Origin of the sequence: Salinibacterium amurskyense (assembly GCF_002797685.1) — a bacterium.
In the GTDB taxonomy this organism is placed as follows: Bacteria; Actinomycetota; Actinomycetes; order Actinomycetales; family Microbacteriaceae; genus Rhodoglobus; species Rhodoglobus amurskyensis.
This window is the reverse complement of record NZ_PGFH01000001.1, coordinates 209,021-224,472: the sequence shown is the minus strand read 5'-3', so window position 1 is coordinate 224,472 and position 15,452 is coordinate 209,021. Positions and strand designations below refer to the sequence as shown.

The window sequence follows — 15,452 nt, the reverse complement described above, 5'->3', positions numbered from 1 at the left end:
AGTCTATCCGCTGGTAAACGTGATATTTGCTTACGGAGCGGTAACGCTCACGATGACCTGCTCTGACGCAGGCGACGAAAGGTCCGTGCACGAAACTGAATACGAGATCTTAGTTTCGACGCTGGGATCGTTCGGCAGCGTGATGTCGAACTGGGTATCGTTCGGTCCCCACGTCGATGAACCAGCACTGGGGCCACCCTGAATCAGGAAGCTGTAGCCGGAACGTGGATGCCCGGCGGGGCAGTCCCCGTAGGTGTTCCACTTAACCGTCACGGTGTCACCCGGTTCGTAGGGCCCTGAGGGCTCCAGCAGGTTTGCCTGGGGCTGTGGCGGGGTAGGAACAACCGCGATCTTGTCGTAGAAGTAGACCGTGATGGTTTCACCCTTAGCGACATTGCCTGTCGGAGCTGCGCGGTAGGAGAAGCCGACCTTTTCAGACGAAGGCGCCTCGGAACCGACTTGTGCATCGAGTACAAGTCCTTTGTCTTCCAAAATCTGAGAAACGGCGTCTTGTTTACGATCCAAGAGCTCATCTTCGCTGAGGGCGACAACCGTAGGCGTTGGTTCTGGCTCGGGGACTACAGTCTCCGATGCGCTGGGTGAAGCGCTTGTCGCGACGGGTTCTTCATCTCCCGGGCTGGCGAGAAGCGCGATGATGACGCCAATCAGCACCACAGCGAGAAGCGAGATCACGGCAACGATGGGCCACGTCCACGGATTGCGCGGCTTAGATTCTGCCGCGATTTCTGCGGCGGTAGCCGGCTCACCGGCAACGCCTGCTGCACCGGCGGTTGTCAGTACGCGCGTGGCTTGGGTTGCGTTGCCGTAGTTGAGGCCGACGGTCGCGGCGTGAGAGTTGTCTCCCATGATTCCGGGTACCGCTGTTGCTGCAGCGGCGATGTCGCCGCGGCGCAGTGATTGCGCCGCACGTGAGAGGTGTGACGCGGATGCCGGACGGTCGCCGGGCGACTTAGCCAAGCAGGCGTAGACAAGGTTGCGTACGGGCTCAGCGACAGTGATCGGCAACTCCGGGGGAGTTTCGTTGATCTGCGCCATGGCGATAGCAACTTGCGACTCACCCGTGAACGGGCGACGGCCGGCGAGGGCCTCGTAAGCGACGATGCCGAGCGAGTAGATGTCGGTGGTCGGGGATGCCGGGTGACCGCTGGCCTGTTCGGGCGAGAGGTACTGCACCGTTCCCATGACCTGACCGGTGGCGGTCAGTGGAACCTGGTCGGCGATGCGCGCAATACCGAAGTCGGTGATCTTGACGCGGCCTTCGGGCGTGATGAGAAGGTTTCCGGGCTTGATGTCGCGGTGAACCAGTCCCGCAGCGTGGGCAGCCTGAAGAGCGGCCGCAGTCTGCGCGACCATGTCGAGCACGCGGTCGGGGTCGAGCACACGCTCGCGCTCGAGAATGGCACTGAGCGCCTCACCGGGAACGAGTTCCATGACGAGGTAGGCGCTACCGTCTTCCTCGCCGTAGTCAAAGACGTTGGCGATTCCTTCATGGTTAACGAGAGCCGCGTGGCGGGCTTCTGCCCGGAAGCGCTCAAGGAAACCAGGGTCGCCGAGATACTCATCCTTGAGGATCTTGATCGCGACCGTTCGACCGATAACGAGGTCTGTGGCTTCCCACACCTCGCCCATTCCACCGATCGCTACGCGACTGGATAGCTGGTATCTGCCACCGAAAGTGAGTCCACTGGTCGGTCTCATCTGTTTAGCACCGCCTCTAGTACTTGACGCCCAATTGGTGCGGACAGGCCGCTCGAGGTACCGGACTGTCCCAGTCCGCCGCCGTCTTGCACCACTACCGCTACTACAACTTCTGGATCATTTGCCGGCGCGAATCCGGTGAACCACAACGTGTATGGCTCGCCTTCTCCGTTTTCTGCTGTACCGGTCTTTCCTGCGACCTCGACGCCATCAATGGCGGCAGTGTTCGCTGCACCGCTGTTGACCCCATCCACCATCATCTGGGTGAGTGCGGCCGCGGTTTGCGGACTGATTGCCTGATTGAACAGCGTCGGTTCGAAGGACTGGATGGTTGTGAGATCGGAGGAAACGATGCTCTCAACAAGATTGGGTTGCATGATGGTGCCGCTGTTGGCGATCGCCATCGACACCATTGCCATTTGGAGGGGAGACGCGCGCACGCTCGACTGGCCGAATGCCGAAAGCATCGTCTGTGGGCGGTCGAGGGCGCGAGGGTAAACACTCTCGGTCGAGGCGAGAGGCACGGAGACACTCTCGTTGAAGCCGAAGGCATTCGCCTGCTCACGAATTGCATTCGAGCCGAGCTCGTCACCCAGCTCAGCGAATGGAATATTGCACGAGAGGCGGATGGCCGTGGCGATCGTTGCCGTCGAACCCGAGCCACAGGTGCCGCTGTCGGCATTGCTGATCTTGAAGGTGCTCTCGGGCAACTGCAGTTCAGCGGGGTTCGGGAAGGAACTGTCTGCGGTGTAGTCGCCGCTCTCGAGAGCTGCCGCCGCCACGACCAGCTTGAACGTGGAACCGGGAGGATCAAGCGGGCCCGCGAGGGTGCGGTTGAAGAAGGGATCGTCAGAATCGTTGAGCAAACGGTCGTACGCATCGATGACTTCGCTGGTGTTGTGCACCGCGAGTTCGTTGGGATCGTACGAAGGCTTCGACACCATCGCGAGAATTTCGCCCGTCTTCGGGTTGATTGCCACAACGGCACCCTTGAGGTCGCCGAGTGCATCCCAGGCGGCCTGCTGAATAACCGGGTCGAGGGTGAGTTCCACGGCAGCACCCGTGGGGTTCTGGCCCGTGAGGATCGAGTTGACTTGGTCGAAGAACTGGTCGTTCGATGAACCGCTGAGGTAATCGTTGAGCGAGTTCTCGAGACCAGTGTTGCCCTGGTTCAAGGTGAGGTAGCCGGTAACGGGCGCATACAGCTCGCCCTTCGGGTACACGCGCAAGAACTTGAACTCGTCGTCCACGGGCTCTGAGTACGCGATCGGCTCGCCATTGACGAGGATGGGGCCACGTTCGGCCGAGTAGCTCGCGTACAGAGTGCGCACATTGCGGCCATCTGCCTGAAGCTGATCGGCCGTAACGACTTGGATGACGGAACTTGAGATGAACAAGCTCACAAACATGATCAGCACGACTGTGCTCACTCGCTTGAGTTCGCGATTCACTGTCCCACCACCAATCGGTTCTCGATTGACGGCTCGATCACAAGCTGCGGCTGGTGGCGCACTGTGTCAGAGAGGCGAAGCAAGAGGGCCGCGATGATCCAGTTGGCAACGAGCGAGGAACCACCCGCGGCCAAGAAAGGAGTGGTGAGTCCCGTCAACGGAATAACGCGCGTGACACCACCGATAACGACGAACACCTGAAGAGCGATCACGAAAGCGAGACCGACACCCAAGAGGCGGCCGAAATCATCTTGACCGGCAAAGCCGATACGGAATCCACGAGACACAAAGAGAAGGTACAACGCCAGAATTGCGAAGATGCCGATAAGACCCAGTTCTTCGCCCAGCGACGCGACGATGTAGTCACTCTCGGCGAGGGGCGTGATCTCGGGGCTACCGCGACCGAGGCCGGTGCCGATGAGCCCGCCATCTGCCAGACCAAAGAGGCCCTGCACCAGTTGGTAGCTGCCTCCCGTGGCTTGGTAGACCTCAGGGTTGAAGGGGTCGAGCCACGCGTCGATGCGGCCAGAAATGTACGTGAGGTACTGACTTGCTACGAAAGCACCGCCGAGGAACATGCCCATACCGAGAAGGATCCAGCTCGAGCGGCCGGTGGCAACGTAAATCATGACGAGGAACAGGCCGAAGTAGAGCAGGGCTGTTCCCATGTCGCGCTGGAAAATCAAGACGAGCATGGATGCCACGAAGACAACGATGATCGGGCCCAGATCACGGGCGCGCGGGAAGGTCATGCCGAGGAACTTGCGGCCGACCATCGAGAGCGAATCGCGTGCCGACACCAAGTAGCCCGCGAAGAAGATGGCCAGAGCGATCTTGGCGAGCTCACCCGGCTGGAACGAGAATGCACCAATCTGAACCCAGAGGCGGGCTCCGAAGCGGGTGTCGCCAATCACGGGAGCCAGCGGCAACAGGAGCAGAGCGATACCGCTGAACATCGCGATGTAGCGGTAGCGCTGCAGGATGCGGTGGTTCTTGATGATGATCAACACCGCGATAGCGATGACGATCGCAATACCCGTCCAGACGATCTGACGAACGCCGCCGCTGCCCCAGCCCGTAGCCTCATCGGCTAGGTCGATGCGGTAGATCATGGCGATGCCGAGCCCATTGAGCACCGTGATGATCGGCAAAATTAGCGGGTCGGCATCCCGAGCAGTCACACGCAGAGTGATGTGCATCGCGAGAATCAGTACGCCAAGCAGCGCGGAAAGTCCCAGCACGGTGAAGCCGAGGTGGCCCATGACGCCAAGCTGAACGAGAGCGATTGACCCGAGGTTGATCGAAATCGCGACAATGATCAGCAGCAACTCAAGGTTGCGCAGGCGGGCAGGCACCCGCAGTTTGAGGCGGATGTTTTCAGTGATCTCTCGTGGGCCGGCCGAAGCCGAGGCACGAGCGTCGGCGCTAGGGGATTTGGGCATCAGACAACATTCTTACGATGCGGCGGGCGTCTTCGATGTCAGTCGCGTTGATGGTGTTCTCGACGCTGGCACGCAGGTACAGCGGCAAGTCGACAACGCGCACATCGCTGACTTGGTACACGTGCGAGAGGGAAATGGGGCCGATGTCTTGCTGGACACCCTGATAGATGGCGACCTTGCCATCCACGCTACCCACAAAGTGCTGCTGTTGCGTGTACTGGTAACCCAGGATGACGCCCGCAGTGATCGCGGCAATCGTGAGAGTGATGAACGTAATCCACGAGATGCGGCGGTTACGAACTCGACGGCGGTCCTCGCGGATGATCGCCTGGTAGTACTCGTCAGACTCAGGCTCGAAGTGGCTGTCGTCGGGCTGCGTTGCTTTGAGCGGGTGCAGCAGCAGATTGGGCAGACGAACCGGCTTTTTGGCGATCGTCGGCTCGAAGGAGAGCGGGGATGCGGCCGAACCGACCATGATCGGCGGCTCATGCGCTGAAGACTCATCGTCACCGATGTCGACGAGCACTACGGTGACGTTGTCGGGAGCGCCCTGGTCGAGGCTTGCCTGAACGAGACGCTCAGTTGCCACTCGTGGATCTGTAACGCGGCGCAGGGTCGCGGCGATCTTGTCTTCAGTGACAAAACTGCTGAGACCGTCGGAGCACAGCAACCAACGGTCACCGGGCTCGGTCGTAAAAACTTCAGTATCGATCTCGGGAGACGCATCGACGTCTCCGAGAACGCGCATGAGAACGGAGCGGCGCGGATGCACGGCAGCTTCTTCAAGGGTGATGCGGCCGCTCTCCACCAAACGCTGCACGAACGTGTGGTCGTGCGTCATCTGCGTCATTTCGCCCTTGCGCAGCAAGTAGATACGCGAGTCGCCGATGTGGGCCATGGCCATCTTGTTGCCAACGCGAATCATTCCGCTGACAGTGGTGCCCATGCCCGTGAGCTCATTGTGCTCAATAACGGTGTCGGAGAGGATGCCGTTGGCGGCAAGGAGAGTGTCGTGCAACACCTGAGCGGCGTCGTCTGCCGACTCGAAACTGCGGTCAGCTTCGGCTACGTGTTTGATTGTGATGGCCGAAGCAACATCGCCACCCGCGTGGCCACCCATACCGTCCGCGACAATAAAGAGATGGCTGCCGGCGTAGGCACTGTCCTGGTTGTTAGCCCGAACTTTACCCACATGGGATGCGGCAGCACTGTTGCCCGAAGTGGCCATTCAGTTACCGTCGCAGTTCGAAGCTAGTAGTGCCGATCTTGATCGGCGTATTCAACGGAATTGGCGTCGGGACGCTCACTCGTTGACCGGCTAAGAAGGTGCCGTTCGTTGAGTCAAGATCTTGTACAACCCAGCTATCCGCCCAACGCAAAAGGCGAGCGTGGTGTGTCGAGGTGTAGTCATCGCGAATAACGAGACCCGATTCGCTCGAGCGACCGATAGTCAGTTGCTCTTCGGGAAGAGCAATTTCCAGGCCCTCTTTAGAGCCAGACACAATCACTAGGCGGGTCGCGTCGAGAGAGCTGCCGGTTGCCGGAGCGGCGGGAGCCACCGGGCGAGTGGGCTGTGCGGCAACGGGTGCCGGGGGAGTGGCGGGAGCTTGTTGCGCCTGAGCTGCGCTCTGCACGGGCATCCGGCGTACCTTTTCTCCGAAGAGATCGGAACGGAGTGCGTAGACAATCGCGAAGATGAAACCCCACATGATGGCGAGGAACGCGATGCGCAGCAACAGGAGGGTGAGTTCACTCATAGGGTGAACCCCCGGTCATTGCGGCGATCAGCGGACTGGTCGGCATCGGAGGATTGGGCAAGCACACGGAACACGATACGGGTTCGACCGATATCAATCACGGATTCTGGCGCGAGTGGTGCGCGAGAAACTGGTGATCCGTTCAATTTGGACCCATTTGTGGAGTTCAGGTCGTTCACTTCGGCACGCGAGCCATCCCAAAGGATCTCGACGTGCTTGCGAGAAATGCCGTTGTCATCGACGGTGATGTCGGCTTCGCTGCCGCGACCGATGATGGTGCGCGAGTGCACAAGGGTGTGTCGGGCGCCGTTGATGTCGACGACAGGAGTCCACGCGACTGTGCCCTTGACGCTGACCGAATCGACTTCGATCATGCCTTGACTCAGGGAGTCGTCGGGGGCAAGAACAATGGCGATGCCACCCGAGAAGGAATAGTGCTGGGCGGTGGCGTGGCGCTGAACGAGTTCGGTGAGCTCGGAAATGAGCGTGCTGCCGAGGCCGGCCATGCGCTGGTAGTCGGTGTCGCTGAGGCGAACCGTGAAGTTGTTGGGCACGAGGATGCGGTCGCGCGACACAACAGCGGCCTGCGTGTCGAGTTCGCGGCGCAGGGCGCTAGTGATTTCGACGGGTTGCAGACCACTTTTGAAGGTCTTTGCGAAGGCGCCGTTTACTGCGCGTTCGAGACCTCGCTCAAAGTTGTCCAGAAGACCCAAAGCTCTCCTCGTGGTGGCTCGTTGTAGTACGTCGATGTTAGCCGGTGTGTGCGGCTAACCCGTTACTCAGGGTCGAGCTATTAAGGAAGGAGGCCCATGGGGTCAACGCGAGTGCCGTTGACATAGGTCTCGAAGTGGAGGTGGGCGACGGTGACGTAACCGGTGGCGCCGCTGAGGCCGAGGGGGGTTCCGGCGGCAACGGTTTGGCCGGGGGAGACCATCTGAGAGCCAGCGATCATGTGCGAGTAGAGGGTGGAAACGCCACTGCCGTGATCAACCTTGACGTACTGGCCCCAGCCGCCACCGTAAGTGACCTGGGTAACAACACCGGGCGATGCCGACACGATCGTCATTCCGCTACCGGTCATGATGTCGATGCCGCCGTGGAATTCTGATCCGCGGTAGCCGAAGCCGTCGTTGACCGGGGCGTTAGCGGGCCAGACCGCAAGGAACCCGGCGAATTCTCCGCCATACGTACCAGCGAATGAACCGGAAGGCCCAGCGGTGTAAACGTCTGCAACGGGCTCTGGCTCGGGCTCAGGTTCTTTGATCGAGAGCTTGTCGCGCTGTGCGGCGCTGATTTCGGTTTCTACTGAAGAAGCGAAGGACTGGATCGGCACACTTTGAACAGGTTCAGTCGTAGCGACAGCAGCAGACTGCTGCAGGATTGCGGATGCCGAAGCTGCAGAAGCAGTCGATTCGATGTCGCGCGACGAAGGTTCCATGTGTGCTGCGGCTGGAACAGTCACGCTCACGACAACAGCCATGATTGCGCTGAGTGTCAGCAATCGTTTCACGCGGTAACCCCCAGGGGTGTGGTCTGTGTTCTGTCTGGTTGGACAGTTTTGGATCAAGTCTGGTTCAACCCGTGGCTTTAGGCACACGGACAGCTATCGACCCTATATGACGAAGCTGTGAATCGTCACTAAACATCTTCCTGCCTACGAATCGTTGAACAGCCCGGCGCTGTGATAATCTCACTCAGTTGAGTGTTCAACTCAATCCACGCGTGAGTGGCGGAATTGGTAGACGCGCACGGTTCAGGTCCGTGTGTTCGAAAGGACGTGGGGGTTCAAGTCCCCCCTCGCGCACAGTGCAATCGCACAGCAGAAGTAAAAGAAAAGGCCCACCGGTTGGTGGGCCTTTTCTTATTGGTCTGTGGCGCTTTGGCCTGTTTTCTGCCGGCTAGCGAACCTGGCGCGTAGTGAACTGCATTTGCGGGTTCGCGTAGAACTCTTGTGACTCGACGAGCTGGAGTTCGCGTTCGCCCGACTCGAGGGTCTTGGTGAGCAGGTCGAAGACGCTGGATGCGGTGCGGGCCAGCGCATCCGCCGCGTCGCCGGTCTGCGTGAAGTGGGCGGTGAAGAGGGCGGCGGTCACGTCACCGGAACCATTGGCCTTCATCGGAAGCTGCGGGGTCTGCACGATCCAGGCTCCGGCATCCGTCACGACCATCATCTCGATGGTGTCGGCCTCACGGTCGGGGCGCTCAACGCTCGTCACGAGAACCGTGCTGGGACCCATGGCGCGGGCGAGATCGGCGGATGCGAGCGTCGACTCGATGGTGTCTGGCTCTGTATTAGTAAGGAAGCCCAGCTCGAACTGGTTGGGCGTGATGATGTCGGCGACCGGAACCACGCGCTCACGCAGCAGGATGGGGATAGCGGGAGCCACGAAGCATCCGGATTTCGCATTGCCCATCACCGGGTCGCACGCGTAGATCGCGTTGGGGTTCGCCGCTTTGACGCGAGCAACAGTGTCGATGATGACATCGCCGATGCCGTCGCCACCCTGGTAGCCCGAAAGGATGACGTCGATCTGCGGGAAGACGCCGCGATCCTCAATGCCAGCGATGACTTCAGAGACATCGCTCGGGTCGATCATCGGTCCGCGCCATGCGCCATAGCCAGTGTGGTTAGAGAAGTTGACCGTGTAAACCGGCAACACCTCAACGCCGATGCGCTGCAGCGGGAACACCGCAGCAGAGTTGCCGACATGACCAAACGCTACTGCGGACTGAATCGAGAGGATCTTCATCCCTCGATTCTCCCACCTTCGACTCCGTGCATGCTGCATTCGCCGGGCGTCACTGGGCGGTGGGGGCGCCTAGGCAGCAACCTCAGTCTTCGCCTTATCGGATTTCGGTGTCTTCTTGACGTCGAGAGTCGTCCACGACTTCTTGAGCAAGCGCTGGACTGAGCCGTCGAGCAACACGGCGACGACAAGCGTGGCACCGATGAGGATGGTCTGAAGGAACTGTGAGACGCCCATGATGACGAGGCCGTTGCGCAGCACTCCGACGAACAGCAGACCGGATACAACACCGGTGATGCGGCCCATGCCACCCTCGAGAGCGACGCCACCTAGGAGCACTACAGTCAGCGCCTGGATCTCCATGCCGTTACCCACTGTTGGCGGTGCAGATTGCAGCTTCGCGGCGAGCAGCGTGCCCGAAATAGCGGCGGCAACTCCGGTAGCGACGAAGAGCGAGAAGATCGTGCGGGGGACCCGGATGCCCATGAGGTGAGCGGCCCGCGGGTTGCCACCGATTGCGAGCACGTTGCGGCCTAGCGAGTTTCTATTCAGCACGTACCACGCCAGGAAAACGCCCACGGCAAGGATGATGATTTGAAGCGGCACGGGCCCGACTGTCATAGTTCCGAGTGCTTTGAAGGAATCGGGGAATCCCACGAGGGTCGAACCCTGCGTAAGGAACAACGCTAAGCCACCCCAGACGCTGAGGAACCCGAGCGTGATGACGAGGGGATTGAGCTTGAGGTAGGCAACCAGAAGCCCGTTCAGCGCCCCGGTGATCACTCCGACCACGATTGCGGCGGCAAAGCCCCATAGCGCAGAGTTGGTTTCGATCATCACCATGGCCGATACAACAGCGCTGAGGCTAGCGACCGAACCTACTGACAGGTCGAGGGTCCCTGACATGACGAGGAAGGCTAGTGGCAGAGCGATGATTCCCAGCTCAGCGATCTGCAGAAGAATGGTCTGGCCATTTGCAAGGCTGAGGAATCGCGGATTCATCGACGCAAAGAAGATGATCATCACGAGGAGAGCGATGAATGTCCCGTTCTGAGCGAGAGCGATTTTGATGCGGTTCATGCGGGGCTTCTTTCGGCTGAAGTGAGATCAAGAAGGGTGTTGAGGAGGCGCTCTTCGTAGCCTCCAGTGCGGTGTAGTTCTTGGTGGCGGCCGTGGGCCAATACGTAGCTGCGATCGCACAGTGAAGCGATTTCGTCGGTTTCGGCTGACGCGATGATGATGCTCACTCCCGTTGCGGCGAGTGCCCGGAGGGCGAGTTTGATGTCGTGCTTTGCACCGATGTCGACCCCCTGCGTAGGTTGAGCGAGCAGGAGCACCTTGGGGGCCACGGGGAACATCCACCGGGCGAGCAGGTGCTTCTGACGGTTTCCGCCACTGAAGCTCGCGATGGGTGCGTCGCCATCGGGGCCGACGACGTTGAGGGTGTCCCGGATGGTGGCGTACTGCTTGGTCATTGCTGCGCGCCCGAGGCGACCGCGCCAGGGAAGGAAAGTGTTGTCGACGGCACTCATGCCAACGACTAACCCGTCGACCTCACGGTCGGCAGGGACAAGGTGCACGCCGCTCTTGATCGCATGCTGCGGAGAAAGGGCGCGATACCGTCGCCCGGAGAGTGTCGCGTCGACAGAATTGCCGAGACCGAAGAGTGTGGCAAGGAGATCGAACTGTTCCCCGGCGGCCATGCCGAAGAGCCCCACGATCTCACCGTCACGGAAAACTAACTCCCCGTCGTCATCATTGACCAGGAGACGTTCTTCACCGATCTCCGGATGCCATTCGGAATCGAAGTCGACTTCAGGGGCAAGGGCTGCGGAAAGTGCAGCGAGGCTCATGCCGCTGGCGGAGTGATCCATGACGAGTGCGCCGCCACGCAAAACGACAATGCGTTGGCATACTTCGAGGATGTCGGGAAGACGGTGCGAGACGTAGATGACCGCGGTTCCCTGGCTGGCGAGGCGGCGAATGAGGTCGTGCAGCGCCTCCGTTTCGGCAGCGCCGAGGGCGGCCGTCGGTTCGTCGAGCATGAGAACTTTCATCTCGCCGGCGAGATAGCCTCTCGCGAGGTCGACGAGTTGGCGTTCGCCTAGAGTCAGCGCGCCAACGGGAACATCGAGCGCGAGTCCTTCTGCGCCGACTGAGTCGAGCGCTTCGCGGCCGCGACGCAACCGTTCTGCGCGGCCCGGCACATTCGACCGGGCGAGGAACAGGTTGTCGATGATCGAGAGGTTGGAAGCAAGGGCTGGCTCTTGGTGGATAACCGTTATCCCGCTGTGGGCAATCTCGCCTGGTGTCGATCCGGCAGGGATTTTCTCGCCGTCGAGCCAGAGAGCACCTGATGTCGCTGTGGCGGCACCTGTCGCCACATTCAGAAGGGTGGACTTGCCTGCGCCATTGTGGCCGAGCAGGCCGACGATTTCTCCCGCTTTGATGGAGAGATCGATGCCATCAACCGCGAGAGTTGAGCCGTAGCGCATCGTGATCTTGTCGAAGCGGAGTCGAACGCTCTCAGTGGTGGATGTCATGACTTGCTCTCTTGTAGAAGTCCCGCCGTCGACACCCGATGGAGTCGACGGCGGGACAAGTGCTGCGTGCTTACTGAACGTAGAAAGATTCTGCGTTCTCGGGAGTGACCTGAATCGAGGTCAGCACGGTGTCTTCGAGTTCTTCGCCGGCAGCGGCCTTGAGCAGAAGCGAGGCGTTGCTCTCTGCGAGTAGCTGAGCGGGAAGGATGAAGGCGAAACGCCACATGCTGTTGGCGTCCTTCACGATGTCGAGCGTCTCGTTGGTGGCGTCTAGCGAGCCGACGAGGTAGCTGTCGTCATCCGCTGCTACGCCAGAGTCGAGCAGGGCCTGGTAGACGCCGGCCGTGTTGTCGTTGCTTGTTCCCAACCAGATCTTGGTGTCGGGGTCGGCGATGAGCTGGCTCTTGGCGTTGTCGTTACCTTCAGCGCGCGAGATGCCGGGAAGTTCGTCGATTACGGCGTTGGAGGCCGTCTCGAGGAGCGCATCCGTGATTCCTTCGGTGCGACCCTTTCCGAGGTCAGAAGTCTTGTCGGCGATAAGAGCAACCGTTACTTCAGCTTCGTCGGCCATGTTCTCGTTGATCCACTCGCCTGCGGCGGTGCCGAGGAGGCGGCCGTCTTCGTAGGCGTCGATGATGGTGCCGTATTCCACGCCATCCCACTTGACGGCGTAGCCGAGAACGGGGATGTCAGCTGCTTGAGCGCGCTCGGTTACAGGAACCATGGCATCACTCTGCACGGGGAAGCCCATGATTGCTTTGACGTCGCCGCGCTGGATCCAAGCGTCCCAGTCAGAGACCTGAGTTTGGACGTCCCACTGCGGGTCGCTTGTCAAGAACTCGTATCCGGCATCTTCGATGATCGGCTGCATGATCTTCAGCTGGTCGTTCCAGATGGTGATGTCCATGCCAGCGAAGCCCATGGCGATCGCACCGTTGGTTGCGGGCGTGCTTGACGAGTCGTCTGCAGCGCTGCTGCAGGCTCCGAGGCTAAGAGCGAGAACGGATGCTGCTGCGACCGTGCTCAGAGCTCGGCGGCGAAAACGTGATGAGGTTGTAGACATTGCTGTGTCCTTTATTGGGAGTGATACTGCGGAAGGGCTGCGCCCGCTGAGGAGGCGCAGATAAAGCGGCCGTGCGAGAAAAGCTGCAGAGTTAGTGGCTCACAGGGAATGATCAACGACCATGCGGCGCCCGGTGGAGGCGCGCAGATCGTCAATGGCACGGGCTGCATCGGCAACGGGGATGGTGTCGCCGATCAATTTGTCGAGGGGAAGTTGGCCGCCGAGGTACAGGCGAGCGATTCGAGGGAAGTCGACCTGAGGGCGTGATGAACCGTAGTTGCAGCCGAGGATGCGTTTTCCGGTTGCCACGAGGTGCCACGTCTTGAAGCCAACTTCGACATCGCGCGCGGGCATTCCCACGAGAACGGCCGCCCCACCCGGCTTCAGGTAGTCAGGGAGGCGAGCGGATGTAGCGGCGAGGCCAATCGCATCGAACGCGTAATCGACGCCGCCGTTGCTGATCGCCACGATCTTCTCGGCCAGTTCTGGGTCGTCGCCGCGGAGAGTGTGCGTTGCGCCGAATTCTGTTGCGGTCTCCAGCCGGTCGGGGGAGAGGTCGATCGCGATGATGGTGCTGGCGCCCACAAGCTTCAGACCCATGATGATGGTCTGGCCGACGCCACCGCATCCGACGACGACTGCAGATTGCCCTGCGCGAACGTCGGCGGTGTTCATGACAGCTCCGACCCCGGTCGTGACCGAGCACCCGATGAGTGCTGCCACCGCTGCCGGCACTTCAGCCGGGATGGGCACGACGGCCGAGCGGGGCACGACGGCGTAGTCGGAGAATGTTCCGACACCGAGGTACGGACGGACTTCGTTGCCGTCGGCCGCAGTAAGAGGAGTGCTGCCGTCGGGCAATCCGTTGGTTGCAGCGCCTGAGGCTTGGCACAGCCAGGACTGACCGGCGATGCAGGAGGCGCAGGTGTTGCAGGGGGCAAACCAGGAGAGCACGACTTGGTCGCCGACAGCGAGATCGCTGATGCCCTCGCCGAGCGCCTCGACGATTCCGGCACCTTCGTGCCCGAGAGCAACGCGGTGGTCGAACGGCCAGTCACCGTTGATGACGTGCAGGTCAGAGTGGCAGACGCCGGCGGTTGTCATGCGAACGAGCACTTCACCAGCACGCGGATCGGCGACAGCAACTTCTGCGAGATAGGGCTCGGTGCCGACGCCATCGAAGAGGAGAGATTTCATGTGCGTTCCTGACTGCTGAATGAAAACGTGGGCAGAGATGGGGGCCATGAGCAACGAACATTTGTCGTGTCTGATGGCCTTGGTTTCGACTGCCAAAAACCGTGCGTTCCGGTTCGTTGAAGCAACGCTAGATGCAGCAAAGAGTCATCGGCAATGTCGTAATTGTGCGATCTTGGGTGCCTCGCTGTGCAATTGCCCAAAATCGCGCCGAATTAGCTCAGCCGGAATTGTGGGCGAAACATGCCGGAAATATCCGTCACGGAGAGTGCAGCGCCACCAACGCAATTGCGGCATCTTTGGGCACCGTAATGTCGAGCCCTGTGACCTGACGAAACGTACTGAGGCGGTTGACCACAGTATTGCGATGACAGAACAAGCGTTCAGAAGTCAGCTTGATCGATCCTGTCTCAGCGTACGTGAGTACAGCCTGTACGAGATGCTCGCGCTCGTGCGTTGTGCACTCGGATAGCGCTTCGCGGATGTCGCGTCCAAAGTCAGGGATTGCGGTGTTCAACAGTTCGCGCGCCACGGAAAGCCAGGCGTCGTCATTGCCGATCATCCGCGGTTGGGCGGAGCGCGAGGCGTGCCGCGCAAAAATTGCCGCGGTGGCAGCTGCGGCGGGAACGTGGGCGAGGCCGAGTACCTCATCGACGTAGCCCCCGGGGAGATCCGCTAACTCGTCGGTCACTGTGGTGTTCGCGGTGGGAGTGCCCTGCTCGCGAAACAGGCAGAAACCATCGCCGTGATCGTAGCCAAACCAAGTTGGTGAGACTGCGCCCTTCGCCAGTTGGGCTTGTAATTCAGCGACGCCTTCACCAACGACCACGGCAACCTCGAACCGAGCCGTGGAGGAGACGCCTAGGCCAGCCGCAATTTCGGCGACCAGCTCGGGGCGGGAGGTGTCGCTAGAGAAAAGACGTGAGACGTGACGGGCCGTGAGCAAGCGGGAATCCCGGGTGAGTCGGGACTGTTCTGCCAGAAAGGACTGCTGCACCTCACTGACGTAGTCCTCCACGGTGGTGAGCACGCGTTCCACATTCCGCACGAGGAGTGCCTCGGAATCGGGCCCGGCATGCTGTTGCAGCGCAGACCATAAGACTCGAAAATCGAGCCGGATGGCCTCGAGGAGGACATCTTCGGGAACGCCTTGGCGAGCACGACGGGCGCCAAAATCGTGGGCGAGGGAGGTGAACTGAATCGGCAGCTCTTTGTTGCCCAATTTGTAGAGCAGCATGCTGAGCACATCGTTGGCGGTGCGGGCGAGATCGCTTTCCTCCACGACTCGGGGTTCGTAATATTCCGCCTCGGCGAATCGGGAGAGGAAATCCGCAACGATCTCATCGAGGTGAATGAAGAGACGGTCGACAAGCTGTAACCACTCGTTATCGACCACGTCTGCCTGCTCCGACGCTGGGTTGCCGTGTGCTTTCATGCCAAACCTCGATTAGAGCCGGATCATCACCTTTGGTGATGTGCACAGCCTATTGCCCATAAGTGCCACAAAATCCCATTGATAGTGACTTTATGCCCCGG

Annotated in this window: 13 protein-coding genes and 1 tRNA gene; 1 reads left to right on the top strand and 13 read right to left on the bottom strand. The window is 60.4% G+C overall.

Annotated features, from left to right (window positions below):
- Nucleotides 1–30: 30 nt before the first annotated feature.
- From CLV85_RS01045 to CLV85_RS01015, 7 genes are all read right to left on the bottom strand, one after another.
- Entirely contained in the window at nucleotides 31–1,719 is a 1,689-nt protein-coding gene (locus tag CLV85_RS01045) for a protein kinase domain-containing protein (protein WP_100387765.1), read from the bottom strand.
- Complete coding sequence (locus CLV85_RS01040) at nucleotides 1,716–3,170, bottom strand: peptidoglycan D,D-transpeptidase FtsI family protein (RefSeq protein ID WP_100387764.1); 1,455 nt, start codon at nucleotides 3,168–3,170, stop codon at nucleotides 1,716–1,718. Before CLV85_RS01040 ends, CLV85_RS01045 begins: the two co-directional genes overlap by 4 nt.
- Entirely contained in the window at nucleotides 3,167–4,612 is a 1,446-nt protein-coding gene (locus CLV85_RS01035) for an FtsW/RodA/SpoVE family cell cycle protein (RefSeq protein ID WP_100387763.1), read from the bottom strand. The genes CLV85_RS01040 and CLV85_RS01035 overlap by 4 nt, the downstream gene beginning before the upstream one ends.
- Entirely contained in the window at nucleotides 4,596–5,840 is a 1,245-nt protein-coding gene (locus tag CLV85_RS01030; protein ID WP_100387762.1) for a PP2C family protein-serine/threonine phosphatase, read from the bottom strand. The genes CLV85_RS01035 and CLV85_RS01030 overlap by 17 nt, the downstream gene beginning before the upstream one ends.
- Before the next feature lie 4 nt (nucleotides 5,841–5,844).
- Entirely contained in the window at nucleotides 5,845–6,369 is a 525-nt protein-coding gene (locus tag CLV85_RS01025) for an FHA domain-containing protein FhaB/FipA (RefSeq protein ID WP_100387761.1), read from the bottom strand.
- Nucleotides 6,366–7,082 carry an FHA domain-containing protein gene (locus CLV85_RS01020; protein ID WP_100387760.1) on the bottom strand — a complete coding sequence of 239 codons (717 nt, stop codon included), beginning with the start codon at nucleotides 7,080–7,082 and terminating at the stop codon, nucleotides 6,366–6,368. The genes CLV85_RS01025 and CLV85_RS01020 overlap by 4 nt, the downstream gene beginning before the upstream one ends.
- An 80-nt stretch (nucleotides 7,083–7,162) precedes the next feature.
- Nucleotides 7,163–7,879, bottom strand: coding sequence for a M23 family metallopeptidase (locus tag CLV85_RS01015; protein ID WP_229820412.1), 717 nt, complete (start codon nucleotides 7,877–7,879; stop codon nucleotides 7,163–7,165).
- 210 nt (nucleotides 7,880–8,089) lie between these two features.
- Here CLV85_RS01015 and CLV85_RS01010 point away from each other — a divergent pair.
- Nucleotides 8,090–8,173: transfer RNA gene (locus CLV85_RS01010), tRNA-Leu, on the top strand.
- 94 nt (nucleotides 8,174–8,267) lie between these two features.
- Here the strand turns inward: CLV85_RS01010 and pdxY are convergent.
- The 6 genes from pdxY to CLV85_RS00980 all read right to left on the bottom strand — a co-directional run bounded on the left by pdxY (nucleotide 8,268) and on the right by CLV85_RS00980 (nucleotide 15,351).
- Nucleotides 8,268–9,119, bottom strand: a complete 852-nt coding sequence (gene pdxY / locus CLV85_RS01005) for a pyridoxal kinase PdxY (protein ID WP_100387758.1) — start codon at nucleotides 9,117–9,119, stop codon at nucleotides 8,268–8,270.
- A 69-nt stretch (nucleotides 9,120–9,188) separates the two neighbouring features.
- Nucleotides 9,189–10,196: an ABC transporter permease gene (locus tag CLV85_RS01000; RefSeq protein ID WP_100387757.1), complete on the bottom strand. Its 1,008-nt coding sequence runs from the start codon at nucleotides 10,194–10,196 to the stop codon at nucleotides 9,189–9,191.
- On the bottom strand, nucleotides 10,193–11,659 hold the full coding sequence (locus CLV85_RS00995; RefSeq protein ID WP_100387756.1) for an ATP-binding cassette domain-containing protein: 1,467 nt from the start codon (nucleotides 11,657–11,659) through the stop codon (nucleotides 10,193–10,195). Before CLV85_RS00995 ends, CLV85_RS01000 begins: the two co-directional genes overlap by 4 nt.
- A 70-nt stretch (nucleotides 11,660–11,729) precedes the next feature.
- On the bottom strand, nucleotides 11,730–12,722 hold the full coding sequence (locus CLV85_RS00990; RefSeq protein ID WP_100387755.1) for a sugar ABC transporter substrate-binding protein: 993 nt from the start codon (nucleotides 12,720–12,722) through the stop codon (nucleotides 11,730–11,732).
- 99 nt (nucleotides 12,723–12,821) lie between these two features.
- Entirely contained in the window at nucleotides 12,822–13,919 is a 1,098-nt protein-coding gene (locus CLV85_RS00985; RefSeq protein WP_158592983.1) for an alcohol dehydrogenase catalytic domain-containing protein, read from the bottom strand.
- 256 nt (nucleotides 13,920–14,175) lie between these two features.
- The gene (locus tag CLV85_RS00980; RefSeq protein WP_100387753.1) at nucleotides 14,176–15,351 is read right to left on the bottom strand and encodes an RsbRD N-terminal domain-containing protein; all 1,176 of its coding nucleotides are present in this window, start codon (nucleotides 15,349–15,351) and stop codon (nucleotides 14,176–14,178) included.
- Nucleotides 15,352–15,452 lie beyond the last annotated feature (101 nt).